This window comes from Croceitalea rosinachiae, from assembly GCF_031846445.1.
GTDB lineage: Bacteria > Bacteroidota > Bacteroidia > Flavobacteriales > Flavobacteriaceae > Croceitalea > Croceitalea rosinachiae.
Genome location: NZ_JAVRHR010000002.1, coordinates 972,249 through 992,634, shown reverse-complemented (window position 1 = coordinate 992,634; position 20,386 = coordinate 972,249). Strand labels below are relative to the sequence as shown.

Sequence of the window (20,386 nt, the reverse complement as noted above, 5' to 3'; positions counted from 1 at the left end):
TAAATCCTAGTTAAGCATAAATTGCTTTTCTATGCTATAGATTTGCTTGTACTCCAAAACTTTAAATACAACCGGACCGTTTCCTAAATTTTCAAGGTCATTGATAAGGTTCTTTTCACTATTCTCAAAAAACTCAGTGTCTCCTTGACTTACCCTTATCAAGGAAATACGACCATTGCCCCATCGGCTTTTTAAAATGGCATCACTTTCAGAAATCCAAGAATAATCTTTATTATGTCTGACAAATGGCATCCGCTCACCCTTATTTAGTTTTAAATTCCACAGTTTTATAGTATCATCTTCAAACAAGAGCATATTACCTAGGGCATCTTTAAATTCGAGGGAATGTAATTCTTTGATGTACTTTTCTTCCCATTTTGTAAAATCGTTTGCCGAATTTAGTTCTAAACAATCCATTGGATAAAATTTTGAGGCGGCGAAAATACCTACTTTTTAATATTTAAATATCTTATTTTCAGGGTTTAACTTATTATTGTGATTGTAAGAATATTTTTTAAAGAAGAATTATTAATATCTTAAATATGAGCAATATATTTTATGGATTTGATTAATAACCTGTCCATAGGTAATTTCTTGGCCCATGAAAATAGAATGGAAATCATCACTTTTGTGCACAAAAAAACCCCAATCCTTTATAGAATGGGGCCTGATTGTAGCGAGAGGGGGACTTGAACCCCCGGCCTCCGGGTTATGAATCCGACGCTCTAACCAGCTGAGCTACCTCGCCAAGGTACTGCTAAGCGGCTGCAAATATAAATCTAATTTTTCGCCGAATCAAAATTCAGAATTAATTTATTAATTGACATTTATTTTTTTATATTACCGAACTATACAAAAACATCAATAGTTAACGAACAGATAATGAGTGATAAAATAAAATTTGAAATTGAGTTCGTGATTCAGTCATCACCACAACTATTATATAACTACATTTCTACACCTTCAGGCCTTTCAGAATGGTTTGCAGATAATGTAAACTCTAGGGGAGAGCTTTTTATTTTTATTTGGGATGGTGCTGAGGAGAATGCAATATTGCTAAAGCGTAAAAGTGACGAATTTGTTCGATTCGCTTGGGAGGAAAATGATGATGATGACTATTTTGAAATGAGAATTATTGTGGACGAGATTACTAAAGATGTTTCTCTTTTTATAACAGATTTTGCTGAAGAAGATGAATTAGATGAGGGCAAGATGTTATGGGAGAATCAAATTTCTAGCTTAAAACAAGTACTCGGTTCAAAGTAAATTAGTAGTATTTGAAAACGTATCTTTGGCCTTGATTTTTTCAAGGCTTTTTTATGGTCAATTATAACGGACAATTACATTCAGGATCCACTTTTTTTTTGAATCAAGACAGCCGTGGTTTACAATACGGAGATGCTCTTTTTGAAACTATTCGTGTCGTAAATGGTAAGGTTTTCTTTTGGGAAGAACATTACTTTAGGTTAATGGCAAGCATGCGTATTCTGCGTATGGAGATTCCTATGGAATTTACCATGGAGTTTTTAGAAGCAGAAATTGCTAATACTATTAAAGCCAATAAATTACAAGGTTCAGGCGCTCGAGTGAAACTTATGATTTGTAGACAAGCAGGTGGGCTTTACGTGCCTCTAAGCAATACCATAGATTATATTATTAAGGCAGCACCTCTAGAAAATTTGTTTTACGTTTTATCAAATGAAGCTTACGAAGTAGAGTTATTTAAAGATTTTTATGTGAATGCTGACATGCTTTCCAATTTAAAAACTACCAATAAGATTTTAAATGTTGTTGCTGGAGTTTATGCAAAAGAAAATGGCTATCAAAATTGCATTTTGCTTAATAGTAAAAAACAGGTTGCTGAAACTATTAATGGAAATATTTTTTTGGTAAAAGGAAAAGTTATTAAAACACCTCCATTAGAAGACGGCTGTTTAGATGGAATTATTAGAAAAAAACTTATTGAACTAATAGAAGGGTCAGAAGAGTATGATGTGCTACAAGAATCAATTTCACCCTTTGAGCTCCAGAAGGCAGATGAACTTTTTATTACCAACGCTATATCTGGTATCATATCTATTACAAAGTATCGCAAAAAAGAATTTATCTCAGAAGTTTCAAAAAGCCTTATCGGTAAATTGAATGCAAGAGGTAGGCTAGCTTAGTTTAGTTAAGAGTTGGATTTTCAGGTGCGTTGGACCAAATGAGATAGTCGCCGCCTAATTCCACCATCTTCTCTTTCCAAAAAGCTGAAGATGATTTTTCAATAATACTACTTTGATATTCATTATTGACTACAACCCAAGATTTTGAAGTGAGCTCTTGGTCAAGTTGCAGTGAATCCCAACCTGAATATCCTAAAAAGAATCGGATGTCAGTTTCAGAAATGGTTAATTCATTAATAAGTTTAATGGTTTTTTCAAAATCACCACCCCAATAAATACCATCAGAAATTTCAATACTTCCCTCTATCAAGTGCGGTACTTTATGAATAAAATAAAGATTGTCTTGCTCAACAGGCCCTCCATTAAATACTTTAAATGGAACATTTATTTCGGTAACAAGATCGCTGATATCGTACTCAAGGGGTTTGTTCAAGATAAACCCAACGGAGCCTTCTTCATTGTGTTCGGCCAATAGTACCACAGACCTATTGAACGATACATCGCCCGTCAAAGCTGGTTCTGCAATCAATAATTTTCCTTTTTTTGGCACTATACTTACCATTTTTATACTGAAACTTAACTAAATGTAAGATTTTATGCTATAATTTCAAAAACTCTATAAACAATAAAAGCACTTCTTTTAGGGAAGTGCTTTTAAAGTATAAAAAATATAGTTTTTAGTTTACTGCGTTACCCAGCTCAGTACCTGCTTTAAACTTTACAACATTTTTAGCTGCAATCTTGATAGTTGCTCCAGTTTGTGGATTTCTACCATCTCTTGCATTTCTTCTAGAAACAGACCAAGATCCGAAACCTACTAGAGAAACTCTGTTTCCTTTTTTAAGAGAACCTTCAACATTTCCTAAGAAAGATTCCAATGCCTTTTTGGCCGCTGCCTTTGTGATGCCAGCATCAGCTGCCATTGCATCGATTAATTCTGTTTTGTTCATAATTGAATTAAATTAATTGTTGTTAAAATAATTTTAATGCTGAACAAAAATATACGGATTTGGCGTTGAGGCAAGTAAAACCAAGGGAAATCAGCGTTTTTGTTGATAACTTGAAGGGTTTGTTGATAAACCTAACCATTTTTGGCTAAAATTCATAATGCTAGTGACAGTAAGGCTTTAGCGGACATAGGCATCCTCGGAAATAGAAAACCCGTTTAAAACCTCTTGGGTTTTCATTCTGCGTTTTCCAGGTAACTGAATTTCCAGCAGATCGATATAACCATTTGTAACTGCAATTTTAATATGTCTTCTATTGACAATTACCTTCCCAACTTTATATCCATGGTTTTCAAATTTAATAGCGGTCTTATAAATCTTAATGATAATTTCTTCTACCTCATTGTTCAAGGTTGTCCAGGCGACAGGGTAGGGGCTTAAGCCTCTAATATGGTTATAAATACCTTCAATAGATTGATTCCAATCAATTTCGCAGGTTTCACGATAAATTTTATACGCAGATTTAAGAACCTCTCCATCTGTTTGCTTGCAAAGCTCAACGGTATCATTTTCAATTTGAATTACGGTTTTAAGAATCAACTCAGCCCCTAAGTGCATTAATTTGTCATGAAGCTCACCAGCTGACTCATCAGCACCTATTGCAATTCGTTCTTGAAGAATGACTTCGCCCGTATCTATTTTCTCATCGATAAAAAAAGTGGTGACTCCAGTTTCAGTTTCCCCATTTATAATTGCCCAATTAATTGGCGCTGCACCTCTATATTGTGGTAGTAAAGATGCATGAAGGTTAAAAGTACCATATTCAGGCATTTGCCAAACAGCTTTGGGCAACATTCTAAAGGCAACTACAATTTGGAGGTTAGCATCTAATAACATTAATTCCTTTAAAAAATCTTCATTTTTTAGGTTTACAGGTTGCATTACCATTAAATCATTTTCAAGAGCATATTTTTTTACTGCTGACTCTTGTACCTTTCTTCCTCGACCGGCGGGGCGATCAGGGGCGGTAATTACGCCGACAACATTATAATCATTTTCGATTAGGCTTGCTAAACCAGCAACTGCAAAATCTGGAGTGCCCATGAAAACTATTCTTAAATCTCTTTTTTTATTTTCTGATAGCATATTGGTTTTTATGATTTAATTGTAAAAGGCCATCTTCTAACAGTTCTTTAATTGCATTAATAATATCTTTTTCTTCAAAATCTATTAATGATACTAGTATTCTTGACGTTTTATCGCCGCTCTGTAATTGTTCTAAAATAACCTGTTTTATAAGATCCAAGACAACAATTTTTTTGTCGCGTTCTTTGCAAACATCGCAAACACCGCAATTGGTCTTTTGAATCTCACCAAAATAATTTAGTAAAAAATTGCTTCTACAAGCGTTATTTTCATTTAGATAAGAGAGCATGCTTTCTAAGTTACTCGTTTTAACATCATTGAACTGCTTTATCTTTTTAGCAAAGCGATTAATACTTTTTTCATCTTCGCGAGGTACTAAAAAAGTAATCTCTAAATCATTATTATTTGCTTTGTAGGCTATGATATCATCTTCTTGTAATTGAACAAAAATTTGATGAATTCTCTTCTCACTTAAACCACTTTTTCTTGCAAGAAGAAATGTATTTATTTTTGTTTCAAAATCAAAAATTCCTCCATAAGTCCTCAATGTCATAAGAACAATGGCTGAAATTGTTTTTTTGTTTTCTAAATAGGTAAATAAAGAGTCTTTTGAAGCTGTAAACTGCACCGTGGTTTTTTGATGGAAATTTTCAGAAAGGGAAAGCACCCCATTCTGATCTAAAATGCGCAGGGCATTATAGGTCATAAGCTGATCTAATTGATAATGGTTACAAAAGGCATTAAAATTTAAACTGAATGCCCTACCATTTCCTTCTCCATAAGCTATCTGAAAATTACTGTTCAGTTTTTGATAACACTTTTTCACAAAAGTGGTATTGGGCAATGATTTTAGAAATTGTTTTTTTGCTAGTTCTTCATCATTATTGTTAGTAATTATAACTGCATCAGATGGAAATCCGTCTCTGCCAGCTCTCCCTGCTTCTTGAAAATAGTTTTCAATACTATCTGGTATTTGATAATGGACTACTAACCTGACATCGGGTTTGTCAACTCCCATTCCGAACGCATTAGTCGCAACCATCACATTGGTTTTATTGGTAAGCCAAGCATTCATTTTTTCTTTTTTATCTATTGCCCTAAGTCCACCATGATAAGGAGTGGCATTCCCTCCAATTTTGTTCAAAAACTCTGCAACTTCAATGGTCTTTCGCCGAGTTCTAACATATACAATGGCGCTTTCAGTATAATAGGAGAATAGCTCCTTTAGATAGCGTTGTTTGTCATCTGTTTTCTTTACGCTAAATGCGATATTTTTTCGAGAAAAAGAATCTTTGATTACAAGTGGTTCACTAAGATGTAGATTGGTGACAATTTCATTGACTACTATTTTCGTAGCTGTTGCAGTGAGGGCAATAATAGGAATCTTTGGTTGAAGCTCACGCAACACAGAACAATCTAAATAAGCAGGTCTAAAATCATTACCCCATTGCGAAATACAATGTGCTTCATCTATGGCAACAAGATTGACATTCATTTGTTGAATACGTTCCCGTATTAAGCTTTGTTGCAATCTCTCGGGTGATAGGTATAGGAATTTGTAATTACCATAAAGGCAATTATCAAGCAAGTCGTTCAACTCATTGAATGGAATTCCACCTGTAAGTGCTATGGCTTTAACCCCCATTTTTTTTAGGGTATCAACTTGATTTTGAATTAATGCTACTAAAGGTGAAACTACAATACAGATACCTTCTAACACCAATGCAGGAACTTGATAGCAAACAGATTTACCACCACCTGTGGGCATTAACGCTAGAATATCTTTACTTTCAAGAATTGAAGTGATTATTCTTTCTTGTGATCCTTTAAACGTGGAATACCCCCAGTATTTCTCTAAAATCTCATTTGGATTTCGCAGCACTATCCAAGTTTTAATTTGTTTACTATAAAGGTAATACGTTCGTCAATAGAAGTTTTAGGAACAATAATAGGTTCGTAATTAAATCGTTGATAGGTTTTCATCAAACAATTATGAATTGCTTCGGCTTCTTGAAAAGTTTCTAAACGTTCATTATCTGAAATATAAATTTCTTTCCATGGGGGCATTATAAAAAGAGCGTCATAACGATAGTTCTCACTGGCAGTAATAAATTCTTTTTCATACTTCTGGTCAAAATAATCCATGTATGCCAAAACATCAGGGATACCACGATCAAAAAAGCTAACGGGACCTTCTATTTGCTTAGATTGTGAAAAATGTTCAATCCTTCCATTTAATAAGTTCATATTAAACTGGTAAGGATCTTCGACAAAAACCAAAGGATTAGAAACCAATTCTTTTGAACTTTCATCATTCTTGGCCTTAGCGGTCATACTCCGTATAATTTCATGAAAACAATGGTATCCTTTTTCTTCAAGCTGTTCAATAACAACTGTTTTTCCAGTCCCTGGTGCTCCTGTAATGGCCACTTTTTTTGAATTCAAAAACCTTGGTTTAGTACTGCAAAGAAATGAAAACCAATCAAGGGATAAAAATTCTTGCACAACCCATTATATTTGTAAAAAAATGAAATGGAAGACCAAAAGTCAGAAAAATTTTATGCTAGATTGAAAGAACAATTACTTGAGACTGGAAAATGGCCTTCTAATTACCTATATAAATTTATTGTCCCAACGGACAAAAGCAAAATAGACGGCATTACAAAAATCTTTGACAATACTGGAGCGGTAATAGAATCAAAACAATCTAAAAAAGGCACATATACCAGTGTTTCCGTTACAGTAAACCTTAAAAATCCTGATGCAGTAATCGAAAAATATAAAGAAGTATCCAATATTGAAGGGGTAATTTCGCTATAAATACAATAAAATGGCATAAATTTCTTATTTTGCAGCCGTCAAACAGTTACTTCCTGTTTGCTTTAATCATAAACTTTCCAGATTGAATTTAGTAGAAAACTTAGAATATAATACCGAGAGACCGCATTTGATAATTCCCGAATATGGACGTCATTTTCAAAAAATGGTGGATCATGCTGTCTCAATTGAAGATAAAGAGGAGCGAAACAAAGTGGCTAAAGCTATCATTAGTGTGATGGGAAATTTACAGCCCCACTTGCGCGACGTACCGGATTTTCAACATAAATTATGGGATCAGTTATTTATAATGTCCGATTTTAAATTAGATGTCGATTCTCCTTTTCCAATTACATCAAAAGAAGTTCTACAGAAAAGACCTGAAGCACTTGAATACCCCCAGAACTTTCCGAAGTATCGTTTTTACGGCAATAACATCAAACGTATGATTGATGTAGCTGTTAAATGGGAAAAAGGCGATTTACGTGATGGATTAGAGTATGCCATCGCCAATCATATGAAAAAATGTTATCTAAATTGGAATAAGGACACCGTTGAAGATTCTGCTATTTTCGCTCATCTTAAAGAGTTGAGCAATGGTGAAATTGATTTAGGACAGGATGGAGCTACACTTACCGAAAGTAATCAGTTCTTGAAAAATAGGGTTCAAAAGTCGAATAGATCTAATTCTCATAATAAAAAGAACCAACGTAATCACAATCGCGGTAAAAAAAGGTATTAACTTCTCAGTTAAAAGGTTTCATGGGAACATTTAGAATTGAAGGGGGGCATCAGCTAAAAGGTGAAATCACCCCACAAGGCGCAAAGAATGAGGCTTTGCAGATTCTTTGTGCAGTTTTATTGACGGCAGAGAAAATAACTATTCATAATATCCCGGATATCGTAGATGTTAACAAGCTAATTGCCTTATTAGAAGATTTAGGCGTAAAGATTCAGAAAAAAGGGAAAGGCTCTTATACCTTTAAGGCGGATGATGTCAATCTTGATTATCTGCAATCTGACCAATTCAAGCACGATGGTCGTGGCTTAAGGGGTTCTATAATGTTGGTTGGTCCTTTGTTGGCACGTTTTGGTAAAGGCTATATACCCAAACCGGGGGGAGATAAAATTGGTCGAAGGAGGTTAGATACCCACTTTGAAGGATTTATAAAACTTGGCGCGAAATTCAGATATAATCGTGAAGAATATTTTTATGGAGTAGAAGCTGAAAAACTAAAAGGCACCTATATGCTTTTAGATGAAGCTTCAGTGACTGGAACGGCAAATATTCTTATGGCAGCTGTTTTAGCGGAAGGTACTACCACAATATATAATGCAGCCTGTGAGCCGTATTTACAACAGCTAAGCAAAATGCTAGTTCGGATGGGCGCTAAGATTACCGGTATAGGCTCTAATCTGTTGAAGATAGAAGGTGTTGAGAGTTTAGGAGGAACAGAACATACCATGCTCCCCGATATGATTGAAATTGGTAGTTGGATTGGTCTTGCCGCCATGACCAAAAGTGAACTGACCATTAAAAATGTAAGTTGGGATGATTTAGGTCAGATACCTAATGCTTTTCAGAAATTAGGTATTACTGTTGAGCGACATGGTGATGATGTTTATATTCCAAAGCATGAAAAAGGGTATCAAGTTCAAAACTATATTGATGGATCTATTTTAACCATTGCTGATGCACCATGGCCAGGTTTGACACCAGATTTGCTAAGTATTTTGTTAGTAGTCGCCATTCAAGCTAAGGGCGAGGTGGTCATTCATCAAAAAATGTTTGAAAGCCGCCTGTTCTTTGTTGATAAGCTATTGGATATGGGTGCAAAAATTATACTTTGTGACCCTCATAGGGCCACAGTGATTGGTCATAACTTTCAATCTACGCTAAAAGCTACCACCATGACTTCACCAGACATTAGGGCTGGAGTTTCATTATTGATTGCAGCACTTTCAGCAAAGGGTACTTCTACCATTCATAATATAGAGCAGATTGATCGCGGTTATGAAAATATTGATGAACGTTTGCGAGCCATAGGAGCTAAAATTGATAGGATCTAAGATTGTTCATTAGATCAACAATCACTCAAAAATACCCCAACGGCTAGACCACCTTCTGAAGTTTCTTTGTATTTGGTACTCATGTCTTTTGCAGTCTCCCACATCGTATTTACTACCTTATCTAAGGGTACTTTAGCTTCTCTTGGGTCAGTATCCATGGCCAATTCGGCGGCATTGATTGCCTTAATGGCTCCCATCGAATTACGTTCAATACATGGTATTTGTACCAGCCCACCAATAGGGTCACAAGTTAATCCTAAATGATGTTCCATTGCGATTTCAGCTGCGCAAAGTACTTGTTCTGGAGTACCTCCCATCAATTCAGTAAGAGCACCAGCTGCCATTGCTGACGAAACACCGATTTCTGCTTGACATCCTCCCATAGCCGCTGAAATGGTCGCCCCTTTTTTAAAGATGCTCCCTATCTCACCGGCGACCAATAAAAAACGTTTTATATCATCGAAATTGCCATCATGGTTTTCAATGACTAGATAGTACATTAATACCGCCGGAATCACTCCGGCACTACCATTTGTAGGTGCTGTCACCACACGGCCTAATGATGCGTTTACTTCATTCACAGATAGAGCAAAACAACTTACCCACTTTAGTATTTGTCTAAATTTGACTTCAGTTTTACGAATGGTATGTAACCATTCAAGAGGAGTGGAATAGGGGAGGCCTCCCTTCAATTTTTGGTGAATATCATAAGCTCGCCTCCGTACATTTAATCCGCCAGGCAAAATGCCTTCAGTATGACAACCGATGTACATACATTCTAACATGGTATCCCAAATATGTTTAATTCCAGAGTTAATTTCTTCATCGGTTCGTAAAGAGCGTTCATTTTCCAAAACCAATTCAGAAATAAGTTTTTTCTCTGTTTCACAAAATCCTAATAATTCAGTTGCCGTTTTTATCGGAAAAGGAAAAGTCTTGAAAACGGCTTTGTTTTCTTTGGCATGAATGAGCTCTTCTTTTACTACGAATCCACCCCCAATGGAATAGTAAGTTTCCTCTAAAATCTCACCCCTTTTTAGCTTGGCCTCAAATTGAATTCCATTGGAATGAAATGGCAGGAACTCTCTGAAAAAGATGATGTCTGATTCAAAATTAAATGGAATGTCACGATTGCCACCTAATTTCAACCGTTTCTTTTGTTTTACGTTTTCAATTGATGTGGTAATTTCATGGATAGGAATAGTAACAGGATCAGTGCCCAATAAACCTAAGACCACAGCTATATCTGTTGCATGACCTTTTCCTGTTAATGAAAGCGAACCGTAGAGCTTCACTTTGATATTTTCAACTTTATCAAAATGTTTGTTTTCAAGCAATTCTTGAATCCAACGTTCCGCTGCGCGCCATGGTCCTAAGGTATGCGAACTTGAGGGGCCAACCCCAATTTTTAGCATATCGAAAATACTAATACATTCCATATGTTAAATTTTTGAGATTCAGTCTCCTTGTGTAAGGATTTTTATCCACCATTTCTCATCGATTTTTTCAAAGACCATTCTAAAATCCCGAACTGGTGATACCACATAAGTCCAATACACATAACCACATTTCGCACCATCAACAGTACAGATATAGTGCCATAGATATCCTCCCAAAAAATTAGATTCGGAAGATGTACTTTGATCATTTAACAATTCTACTAAATCATACTCTAATTGACCAACAATACTGGATTCCAAACTTGGAGCATCCCTAAGGTTTACATTTTTCCCTGTGATTACTGCATAGCTATAGGGGTCATAAATAGAATCTTGTTTTTCCCAATCTGAAAAGGTATATGGAATAGTGTAACGATTTGAGTTCTCTGGATAACTCGGTAATCCAATTTTTAGTAATTGTTCCATAAGTTTCCAAAACTTCGAATCCGGCTCATTAAATGTCCACCTTTCCAGAAATGCCTCAGTACCATAGGAATCGCCATCAAAACCCATAAAAATATTAGGATGTAAATGTTTTTTGATAAAAATAGAATCCTTTTTGCCAACGGCCAGAGTAAACTCTGTCAAGAATTTGGATAGGGTATGATCTGAAATTTCAATCTTTGGTGGGTAAAAGGTTACTTGCCCCAACAAATTTTGTAAAATCACAAAGAAGAAAGCCAAAAAAAGGAGTTTTTTCATAGATGACCGAATTAAAATTTGTTTTCGAAAAGAAATGATAAATTTTATAATTTCCTCAAAGGTAGCCAGTCTGCTCAAATAAAGAGATGGCCAACAATTTTTTTAATCTGCCACCTTGTCATATTTTTCGGCATGGCATAATCATTGTCATTTCACAAGCGAGTAAAAGAAGTATAAAGTTTAAAATTCTAATATATAGACATGAGCAAAATAATCGGAATAGATTTAGGGACAACCAACTCTTGCGTTTCCGTAATGGAAGGTAATGAGCCTGTGGTTATTCCAAATGCTGAAGGTAAACGAACAACACCTTCTGTAATTGCATTTGTAGAAGGTGGTGAAATTAAAGTGGGTGACCCTGCAAAGCGTCAGGCAGTAACGAATCCGCATAACACCATTTATTCTATCAAAAGATTTATGGGGAATAAATTCTCGGAGTCTTCTAAAGAGGCAAACCGAGTTCCTTATAACGTAGTAAAAGGAGATAATGATACCCCTAGAGTAGATATTGATGGACGTAAATATTCTCCACAAGAATTGTCGGCAATGATTCTTCAAAAGATGAAAAAAACAGCTGAAGACTACTTAGGTCAAGATGTTACAAGAGCCGTAATTACAGTACCAGCATATTTTAATGATTCTCAGCGTCAAGCCACTAAAGAAGCTGGTGAGATTGCTGGTTTGACAGTGGAACGTATCATCAACGAACCAACTGCGGCTTCATTGGCGTATGGATTGGATAAAAAAGATACAGATCAGAAGATTGTTGTTTTTGACTTTGGGGGCGGTACCCATGATGTCTCCATCTTAGAATTAGGTGATGGAGTTTTTGAGGTGTTATCTACAGATGGCGATACACACCTTGGTGGTGATGACGTGGACCAAAAAATCATTGATTGGTTGGCTGAAGAATTTAAGAAAGACGAATCAATGGATTTGCGTGAAGATGCTATGGCATTACAAAGATTGCGTGAAGCTGCTGAAAAGGCCAAAATAGAATTATCTTCTTCTGCACAGACAGAAATTAACTTGCCTTATGTTACTGCAACGGCTTCAGGTCCTAAGCACTTGGTACGTACTTTGACAAAAGCAAAGTTTGAGCAGTTGATTGAAGATTTGGTAAAGCGCACTATTGAACCATGTCAAGCTGCTTTGAAAGCTGCAAGCCTTTCAAAAAGTGATATTGACGAGATTATTTTGGTTGGTGGTTCTACCCGTATTCCTGCCGTACAAGAAGCGGTAGAAAAATTCTTTGGAAAGAAACCTTCAAAAGGAGTAAATCCCGATGAGGTTGTCGCTGTTGGTGCAGCGATACAAGGTGGTGTTTTGACTGGAGATGTTAAAGATGTATTGTTATTGGATGTTACACCACTTTCTTTAGGTATTGAAACTATGGGTGCTGTGGCAACAAAATTAATAGAGTCCAATACTACAATTCCGACCAAAAAATCACAGGTTTTCTCAACGGCTGCAGACAATCAACCTTCGGTCGAGATTCATGTATTACAAGGTGAGCGGCCGATGGCAGCAGATAACAAGACGATTGGTAGATTTCATTTAGATGGAATTCCACCAGCGCCTAGAGGAACGCCACAAATTGAAGTGACTTTTGATATTGATGCTAATGGTATCATTAAGGTTTCAGCTACAGATAAGGCTACAGGTAAGTCTCAAGATATTCGTATTGAAGCTTCGTCAGGATTGACAGATGAAGAAATTCAAAAAATGAAAGCTGAAGCTGAGGCGAATGCTGAAGCAGATAAGGCTGCGAAGGAAACCGCTGACAAATTGAACGAAGCTGATGGAATGATTTTCCAAACAGAAAAGCAGTTAAAAGAGTTCGGTGATAAATTATCTGATGATAAGAAAAAACCGATTGAAGAAGCTTTAGAAGAATTGAAAAAAGCATATGAAACCAAAGATTTGGCCGTAATTACTCCAGCTTTGGATAAAATTAATGAGGCTTGGAAAGTTGCTTCTGAAGAAATGTACAAAGCACAAGCTGAGGCGCAGCAGGCTGGGGGAGATCCTACGGCAGGTGCAGGTGGTGATGCCACTGATGCAGGAGATTCAGCTGAAGGCGATAATGTTGAAGATGTTGACTTTGAAGAGGTGAAATAAAATTCCTTCTTTAGAATAAAAAGCCCTGACCGTTTTGGTCGGGGCTTTTTTCTTATACCTCTTAATATTTATGAAGCCTCTAGCAATCTTAATTTTTCAAGAGCTTCAGATTTTGAGTTCACATTGAGTTTTAGATAAATATTCTGAATATGGAAGTTCACTGTGCTCGGTGTGACAAATAATTTATCAGCAATGGTTTTATATGTTGCACCTTGACTTAAATACTCTGCAATTTGGTTTTCTCTTTTCGAAAATGAATCATAATTTTTCTTTTGAAAAGTGGCAATCACCATTTTAGCAACATCATGGCTCATTGCAGCACCATTCTCTTTTAAAGAATTTAACGCATGAGAAAGACGTTCTTCAGAAATTGGTTTTGTCAAATAGCCATTGGCACCGGCCTTGAAAGCTTTTTTAATGATATCAAAATCGCTTTTAGAACTGACCATAATTATTTTGACCTTACCATCCTTCTTTCGGAGTCTTTCAATACCATCAATACCAGAAATACCTTGTAACGACACCTCAGATATTACGATATCAGGTAAAGTATTTTTATAGTTAAGTAAAGCTTCACCTACTGATGTATAAGCGTTAACAAGTTCATAATCAATAGAATTAAAAAAATAGGTTTCATACATTTCATTCATTCTTGGGTCACTGTCAATAACAATAATCTTAAGCGGAAAAGTTCTCATAATAATTCGATTTGGGGTTGAAATTTTTTGAGTAATTATTGATGGAATTCTTTTAATAATAGAGCAATGATAAAGCATGCGGTTAGTTATAGGTTAAAGATCACCTAACGGTAAATACCTATACTACAGTCAAGTATATTCAATGTGATTAAGCATTGAATTACCACTGAATAAAAAAGAATCCATTAAAAGGTGTTTGCCACCTTAGGGTCTAATTATGAATGCTTATCAAAAGCGTAGAGGAGGTTTATTTGAACCATTCATAATACTGTGTAATAATGCATTTTTGTAGGAGTTGTAGTAAGATTTCATAATACGGGGTTTTCGGGGTTTGAAAATCTATTTGAGTTATTTTCATTAGCAATATATATTTTTTGATGAACTATCAAAAAAAAATGTAAGTATTTTCGTCCAATGGAAGGTTGTTTTTGCAAAATCCTCGACTAAAAACAAAAGAGACTGTCCAAAAAGACAGTCTCTTGTCAAAAGCATTCGGTACATTATGAAACTAATGCCCTAAAAATCAACCCCGATTTCCGTAAGCTTCTGGTAATGTTATTTTTATTCAAAACTGATATCAGCTGTAGCCATTGGATTATAGACTTCCATAATCCACTTATCTTTTTCATAAGCACCATCTAAGTGGTTAACATGTGCTATTGATGCATCATCTTTTGTTTCAAAATCTGCCAAGTATACATAGTGTAGGCCATTTTCTTTATTGTAAAACTGTCTGGCATCCAATCCATCTTTTTTAAGCTTATCTATGAATGACCTCAGATAAGTTTTATTCTTAAATACATTGGCAATGATATAGTACCCAGATTCCACGCCAATTAAATCAGACCTATTTTGAGCTTTAATCATGGAATCATCGAATAGTTCTTTTCTGTTGTCTTTTGCTTTTTTATTTTCAGTTGAATTTTCTGCTATACCAGTTTCTGCATACCTACTTCGTATTTTTTCTTTAGGAAGTTTCTGTTCTTGCCTCATTTCATGCCTTAGCAGTCTTACCATGGTTTCAAAACGCCTTTCAAACATTCTATCTCTGGCACGTTCAATAGAATCTTGTCTTAAAATCAATTCATCAAGCACCAATCTATTTTCAAATGCCAATGAGTTTTCATCTTTGGGCACAATGCTCTCTTCTTTCATTTGTTGTCTTAATTGAACGATTTGTTCTTCATAGTTGCGAACAATCTCATCGACTCTTTCGTCCTCAGAGCTAACGATATTCACATCTACCCCAAGACCTCGTAATTCATCATTGAAAGAATAAGCAAGGGATAACTCATGATTCCAACCTAAATTATCACCTATAGCATCTAAGTTTTTCTCCATTAAATACCCTAGAGAAAGTTTTTTGTTGAGATTAAACCCAATTCCTGAAGAAAACCCATAGGTATTGTCATAAGTAGATTGTACCCATCCTACTTTTGGCAATTCTAATAGTAACGAGCCAGTATAAGATAGTTCATCATTTACGTTTGTGCCTAATTGAACTAAAGGCATAAACCGTCCATTTTCGAATATACCACCAGCATTTTTGAATTTGTGGGTGTATTGTAACATGGTATTGAGGTTTTTGCTTCCAAAGTTGGTCAGGAGCTCTTCTGTGGTTTGGTTGTAAGAAACCAGGTCTTTAAAGAATACCCCAAAATCGAATTTACCCACAGTCAAGTTAATACCGGGTTCAATATTGATTTTATTCTCTTTTCTAGAATCTTCAATAATTGGGTCACTTTCATTGGTTATAATTCTGTTTTTATCAAGACCTTGACTTAGGTAATTAACATTTGTACCAAAAGCTAAAGCACTTTTTTCACCCAGCTTTACTGCTGTGGCATAATTTGCGTTAAAACCAAATTCTTGTACAATTCCAGACCATCGACCATAAACTCCGAGCCCTAATGCGGTATTTTCATCAAGCTTATTGCTAAATCCTAGATAATAGTTTTGATTATTGTCGTCATAGCCTGAATATTGATTACGCATCAAAACATTTAAATATGATTTATTTTCTCTTACCAAAGAATACGTTGGGTTTATCAAAAATCGATTGAAGAACAATTGATTATGAAATGGACTCTTTACATTATATTGATTAGAAGTTTCTTGAGCTTCTATAACTTGTGGAATGATGGCCAAAGCTACAGCAAGTAACAGGCAAATTTTTGGGATATATATTTTTGAAGGATTCATTTTTTCGGGGTTTTAGGGTAAAAAGGATTTGTTATTGTTTACTCGACAAAGCTAGAAGCCTAGTTGTCAAACACAGTAGAAGAATAATCTGTTTCAGTTTTGTCATTTAGCACTTTCATTAGCTCATTGTCATCTTTTTCGGCTAGAAAACCAGCCCCAGACCTTGAGTATGTTATTGCTACTTGACTTACCTTATTTTTTGAATCTCGGTTAGACATTACATAGCCCATACCATTTTCTGGGGAAAGTGAAAGCGAGAAGTCATCATGAGCGCTATTTATTTGGCTACCTAGGTTTATGGATTTACTAACACTATTTTTTTCAACCTGAACGGCAAACAAATCAAGACCTCCGTAACCTTTTCTGCCATCAGAGGCATAAAAAAGCAGTGAACCGTCTGCAAGGCTAGGGTAAAGATCATTCTTTTTGGTATTTACTTTTGGGCCTAAGTTTTTAGCCAAACCTAAACTTCCGTCTGCTTTAATTTCAGAAACATAGATGTCATATTTTCCATAAGTTCCCGGCATATTAGAAGCAAAGAACAAGCGAGAACCGTCAGCTGATACCGTAGGGTGTTTTGCTGAATAATATTTTGGGCATACAGCAACTTTTTTAAAGTTTTTCCACTCGCCATTTCTATTTTCTGCACGATATATTTCATGCACTATTTCTTTTTTTGAGAAAATACCACACTCTGGTTTGGTCTGCACAGCTTGGCTGAAAAATGCCACTTTTCCGTTTTTGGTTATGCTCATTGCTGGAGAAAAGTCTTCATTCATAGTTTTACCCGGCATGTTCAATGCTACTGCTTGTGCTTCAGACCTTTTCTTTATGGTATAATCTTGTCTTATGCTAGCTTCCCAATCTATATCATTGGTTGTTTTTGTATTTGACGTTGATCTATTTAGAGCAAAATCATAGCGTTCTTTATAACTGTCAGGAATAGTCTCAACTTGTGCGATTTTAAATAGTTTTTCATACCAAAAAGAAGCAGCCTCATAATTTTCAGTTAAAAAGTTAACATTACCGAGATCTTGAAAAATTTCGATTTCTGTATATCCTAACTTTAAAAGTTCGAGGTAATCATCAATTCGCTGTGTAGTTTCGCTATTGTCTTTCTTTTGTGCATTAGAATTTGAAAAAACTAATAACGCCATGAACGCAAAAGCAATTTTGTAAGTAAGGGAACGTTTCATAATTGTAGATTTAGGACGTTAATACCCTACAAATATCTACAAAGGTCAGAGAGAAATACTTATGAATTTTTCATAGGTTTTGCATTTTAACGCAATTATAGGCTTTACATCGATGTTTTGAACAAAAAAAATAGACAGACTAGTCTACTCAAAATAATAACCCTAAAATTAGAGATGTGTCTTAGAAGAATCAGAAACTAACCTATTGATTTCGTGCAATTCAGCTGTTGTCAAGTCACGCCATTTTCCGACTTCAACATCCAGATTAACGTTCATGATTCGCACACGTTTTAATTTTCTCACTCGATAACCTAAATGCTCGCACATTCTTCGAATTTGTCGATTTAGACCTTGAGTTAGAATTATTTTAAATTGTTTTTCGCCAAGTTGCTCTACATCACATTTTCTAGTAATGGTATCAAGAATTGGAACACCATTTCTCATTTTGAGTATAAATTCTCTGGTGATAGGTATGTTTACATTTACGATATATTCTTTTTCATGACCATTTCGAGCCCTAAGAATTTTATTGACGATATCACCATCGTTAGTCATTAAAATAAGTCCTTCACTGGGCTTATCTAACCGTCCGATAGGGAAAATACGTTTAGGATAATTAATAAAATCAATAATATTATCTTTTTCTACCCTAGTATCAGTTGTGCAAACTATTCCCACGGGTTTGTTAAACGCTAAGTAAACCGATTTTTCTTTTGGTTCAGAAATAAGTTGCCCATCTACTTTGAGGATGTCACCTTCAATGATTTTAGTTCCCATTTCGGGTACTTTACCGTTGATGGTTACTCGACCTTGTTCAATTAACTTATCCGCAGCTCTTCTAGAACAGTAGCCAACTTCACTTAAGTATTTATTGATTCGGGTTTCTTTCATTTTAAATTCTTAGATGCAAATTTAAAGACAAAAGCCCTAATGGTTCTGCTTGAATTTCTAAGAAATATGGTAGATTTTTTTAAAAGATGCGATAATATTATCTATATCCATATTTGTTTAACCATATAAAGACTTTCTATTTAAGAATTTTTTCAAACCAAAGATTTCTAACTGCGTCGTTTCTAACATAAAAGCCTTTTACTTCTTGGGTAGCGTCTAAAACGAACTCTATGCTTCCCATATACCACGTATCTCCAGCAAAGATTTCTTGATATATTGGTTTTAAATTGATTGAGGTCGTTTTAACGTTCGAGGCTACTAATCCATTATTTTCTCCTTGAATGGAATAACCTGTTCCTAATGTTTTACAATAATAATCGCCTGCGTATTTTGAGCTTAATACTTCTGTAGGTATTATTTTGGGAGTATACTTTACAAACTTGAATGGCGTAGCTTCTCTAAAGAAATATTCCATTTGAATGTTATTTTTAGCATCTCGAGAAAAAGTGAGGATTATTTTATCATCGAAATCTGTTTTCATTTGAAAAGTATCCCTTGATAAAGGGATTAAGGCTGTTTTATTTCCATTAGGCCTTACATAACGTAAAGTGTCATTGTCAATACGGAGCTCTCGCGATAATTCACCAACAGCATCCCAATACATTCCTTCATAAGTTTTATGATATTTTTTGTCTAATGGTATTGTTTTTAGCTTGCTAAAATTGATAGAGGTCGGTTCTTTAAAAGCGTGTGCCAATAAAGAATGTGCTGACAACATACCGATATAACCGTTATACCCTTCCCCATTGTTACTTAAAGTAATAACGCTAAAGTTTTTACTTGGAAAATTAAATACAGCACTGGCAAAGCCGTCAATACCTCCTGTAGACATTGTCGTTTCAAGCCCCCTCTCTTTATGAATGTTCCGCTGACCGTAAATAAGTGTACCAGATGGAACATTAAATTGAGAACCATCATCTAGTGTCACATAGCTTTTAAAATGGTCCGCAGCTGCTTTGGTCTCTCTTGAAGGAGAAAAGAGGTTCATTTCCCATTTTGTCATATCTTCAATGGAAGATGAAATGTTGATACTTGCATAAGTTTCTTTTTTTGACGGAATTGGCATAACAGTTCCTGTTTCATCAATACGATATGATATTGCTAACTTTTCATTGGTTTGATTTTCTGTGGAAAGCACAAAGGTATTTTTCATTCCTAATGGTAGAAAAACGTATGTCTCCATATAATCGGCAAATTCCATTTGAGATGCTTTTGCTATTACTTGTGAAGCCAAAAGCATATTGGAACGAGAATTAGAAAATTCGTTACCAGGTGCGAAACAAGTTTCACTTTGCGATGCTATTAGTTTTAGTGCATTCTCAATAGAAAAGGAAGAACTATCATCCCAACCAACTATATTTTTCAAAACCTCATAGTCTTGAACACCCGAAGATTGCTGGAGCAAATGTTTTACTTTAAGCTCTTTTGATAGCTTATTCAATTGGGGTAAATAGTTGCTTACATTGTCTTCAAGAGAGATTTTTTTCTGATAGTGAAGCTGTAGTATTGCAAAGGCTATAAAACTATCAGACATTTGAGCTAGTTGAAAAGGAGTTTGGGGTGTGATTGATTTCGCCGTTTTCACATTAGCTTTTCCCACTGTTTTTTGTAGCACTATATCACCATTTTGAATAATGGCCATTGCACCACCTGGATGATTAGGTTTTTTCCAATGTGAAGTGAGACTGTCTATATATGTTTGTTGGATAGCATTTGGGTTTTGTGCATTTAAACTAATACTCCACAGAAGTAGCATTAGAATAATAAGTTTAATGAAGTTCATATCTACTGTTATTTTGTTATTGTAGTGTAATTGTTACTTTAGGTATTAAATCCTTCGTTATCTACTCTTGCTTTAGTCTGCATCTACTAAACTTGAGTTTATGGTGTCGCTTTCATAGAAGAAACTGAAATGCCTTTTCAGTATAACCT

At 35.3% G+C, this 20,386-nt stretch carries 19 protein-coding genes and 1 tRNA gene; 6 read left to right on the top strand and 14 right to left on the bottom strand.

Translation table 11 applies throughout. The annotated features are described in order from the left end of the window. Nucleotides 1-6 precede the first annotated feature (6 nt). Nucleotides 7-417 carry a hypothetical protein gene (locus RM706_RS12195; RefSeq protein ID WP_311351880.1) on the bottom strand — a complete coding sequence of 137 codons (411 nt, stop codon included), beginning with the start codon at nt 415-417 and terminating at the stop codon, nt 7-9. 257 nt (nt 418-674) lie between these two features. Continuing rightward, nucleotides 675-748, bottom strand: a tRNA-Met gene (locus tag RM706_RS12190). Nucleotides 749-882: 134 nt separating this feature from the next. Between RM706_RS12190 and RM706_RS12185 the strand changes: the two genes are divergently transcribed. Together RM706_RS12185 and RM706_RS12180 are read left to right on the top strand one after the other, a co-directional pair. Beyond that, nucleotides 883-1,266 (top strand): START-like domain-containing protein, encoded by a 384-nt coding sequence (locus RM706_RS12185; protein WP_311351878.1) that lies wholly within the window; start codon nt 883-885, stop codon nt 1,264-1,266. Between the two features lie 53 nt (nt 1,267-1,319). Beyond that, nucleotides 1,320-2,165, top strand: coding sequence for an aminotransferase class IV (locus RM706_RS12180; protein WP_311351876.1), 846 nt, complete (start codon nt 1,320-1,322; stop codon nt 2,163-2,165). A 1-nt stretch (nt 2,166) separates the two neighbouring features. On the opposite strand, the gene RM706_RS12175 is transcribed toward RM706_RS12180, so the two are convergent. From RM706_RS12175 to RM706_RS12155, 5 genes are all read right to left on the bottom strand, one after another. Then, entirely contained in the window at nt 2,167-2,727 is a 561-nt protein-coding gene (locus RM706_RS12175) for a YqgE/AlgH family protein (RefSeq protein WP_311351874.1), read from the bottom strand. 115 nt (nt 2,728-2,842) lie between these two features. Then, nucleotides 2,843-3,115 (bottom strand): HU family DNA-binding protein, encoded by a 273-nt coding sequence (locus RM706_RS12170; protein WP_311351873.1) that lies wholly within the window; start codon nt 3,113-3,115, stop codon nt 2,843-2,845. A gap of 177 nt (nt 3,116-3,292) precedes the next feature. Further along, nucleotides 3,293-4,258 carry a methionyl-tRNA formyltransferase gene (fmt, locus tag RM706_RS12165; protein WP_311351871.1) on the bottom strand — a complete coding sequence of 322 codons (966 nt, stop codon included), beginning with the start codon at nt 4,256-4,258 and terminating at the stop codon, nt 3,293-3,295. Next, on the bottom strand, nt 4,242-6,140 hold the full coding sequence (locus RM706_RS12160; RefSeq protein WP_311351869.1) for a RecQ family ATP-dependent DNA helicase: 1,899 nt from the start codon (nt 6,138-6,140) through the stop codon (nt 4,242-4,244). Before RM706_RS12160 ends, fmt begins: the two co-directional genes overlap by 17 nt. Further along, nucleotides 6,140-6,703: an AAA family ATPase gene (locus RM706_RS12155; protein ID WP_311351867.1), complete on the bottom strand. Its 564-nt coding sequence runs from the start codon at nt 6,701-6,703 to the stop codon at nt 6,140-6,142. Before RM706_RS12155 ends, RM706_RS12160 begins: the two co-directional genes overlap by 1 nt. Nucleotides 6,704-6,790: 87 nt before the next feature. On the opposite strand from RM706_RS12155, the gene RM706_RS12150 reads away from it, so the two are divergent. The 3 genes from RM706_RS12150 to murA all read left to right on the top strand — a co-directional run bounded on the left by RM706_RS12150 (nt 6,791) and on the right by murA (nt 9,145). Next, the gene (locus RM706_RS12150) at nt 6,791-7,078 is read left to right on the top strand and encodes a DUF493 family protein (protein WP_311351864.1); all 288 of its coding nucleotides are present in this window, start codon (nt 6,791-6,793) and stop codon (nt 7,076-7,078) included. Between the two features lie 82 nt (nt 7,079-7,160). Beyond that, the gene (locus RM706_RS12145) at nt 7,161-7,817 is read left to right on the top strand and encodes a DUF4290 domain-containing protein (RefSeq protein ID WP_311351862.1); all 657 of its coding nucleotides are present in this window, start codon (nt 7,161-7,163) and stop codon (nt 7,815-7,817) included. Between the two features lie 20 nt (nt 7,818-7,837). After that, nucleotides 7,838-9,145, top strand: coding sequence for a UDP-N-acetylglucosamine 1-carboxyvinyltransferase (gene murA, locus RM706_RS12140; protein ID WP_311351861.1), 1,308 nt, complete (start codon nt 7,838-7,840; stop codon nt 9,143-9,145). A gap of 14 nt (nt 9,146-9,159) precedes the next feature. Here the strand turns inward: murA and RM706_RS12135 are convergent, their stop codons facing one another. Both RM706_RS12135 and RM706_RS12130 read right to left on the bottom strand, forming a co-directional pair. Continuing rightward, nucleotides 9,160-10,584 (bottom strand): L-serine ammonia-lyase, encoded by a 1,425-nt coding sequence (locus RM706_RS12135; RefSeq protein ID WP_311351858.1) that lies wholly within the window; start codon nt 10,582-10,584, stop codon nt 9,160-9,162. 18 nt (nt 10,585-10,602) lie between these two features. After that, nucleotides 10,603-11,286: an SH3 domain-containing protein gene (locus tag RM706_RS12130; protein WP_311351856.1), complete on the bottom strand. Its 684-nt coding sequence runs from the start codon at nt 11,284-11,286 to the stop codon at nt 10,603-10,605. Between the two features lie 201 nt (nt 11,287-11,487). On the opposite strand from RM706_RS12130, the gene dnaK reads away from it, so the two are divergent. After that, the gene (gene dnaK, locus RM706_RS12125; protein WP_311351854.1) at nt 11,488-13,407 is read left to right on the top strand and encodes a molecular chaperone DnaK; all 1,920 of its coding nucleotides are present in this window, start codon (nt 11,488-11,490) and stop codon (nt 13,405-13,407) included. A gap of 68 nt (nt 13,408-13,475) precedes the next feature. On the opposite strand, the gene RM706_RS12120 is transcribed toward dnaK, so the two are convergent. From RM706_RS12120 to RM706_RS12100, 5 genes are all read right to left on the bottom strand, one after another. Then, entirely contained in the window at nt 13,476-14,105 is a 630-nt protein-coding gene (locus tag RM706_RS12120) for a response regulator (protein WP_311351852.1), read from the bottom strand. 561 nt (nt 14,106-14,666) lie between these two features. Then, the gene (locus RM706_RS12115; protein WP_311351850.1) at nt 14,667-16,307 is read right to left on the bottom strand and encodes a PorP/SprF family type IX secretion system membrane protein; all 1,641 of its coding nucleotides are present in this window, start codon (nt 16,305-16,307) and stop codon (nt 14,667-14,669) included. A gap of 59 nt (nt 16,308-16,366) precedes the next feature. Then, nucleotides 16,367-17,503 (bottom strand): TolB family protein, encoded by a 1,137-nt coding sequence (locus tag RM706_RS12110; RefSeq protein ID WP_311351847.1) that lies wholly within the window; start codon nt 17,501-17,503, stop codon nt 16,367-16,369. Between the two features lie 168 nt (nt 17,504-17,671). After that, a complete protein-coding gene (gene rluF / locus RM706_RS12105; RefSeq protein ID WP_311351843.1) occupies nt 17,672-18,394 on the bottom strand; it encodes a 23S rRNA pseudouridine(2604) synthase RluF in 723 nt (240 codons plus the stop codon). A gap of 136 nt (nt 18,395-18,530) precedes the next feature. After that, nucleotides 18,531-20,237: a serine hydrolase domain-containing protein gene (locus RM706_RS12100; RefSeq protein WP_311351841.1), complete on the bottom strand. Its 1,707-nt coding sequence runs from the start codon at nt 20,235-20,237 to the stop codon at nt 18,531-18,533. Nucleotides 20,238-20,386: the final 149 nt, after the last annotated feature.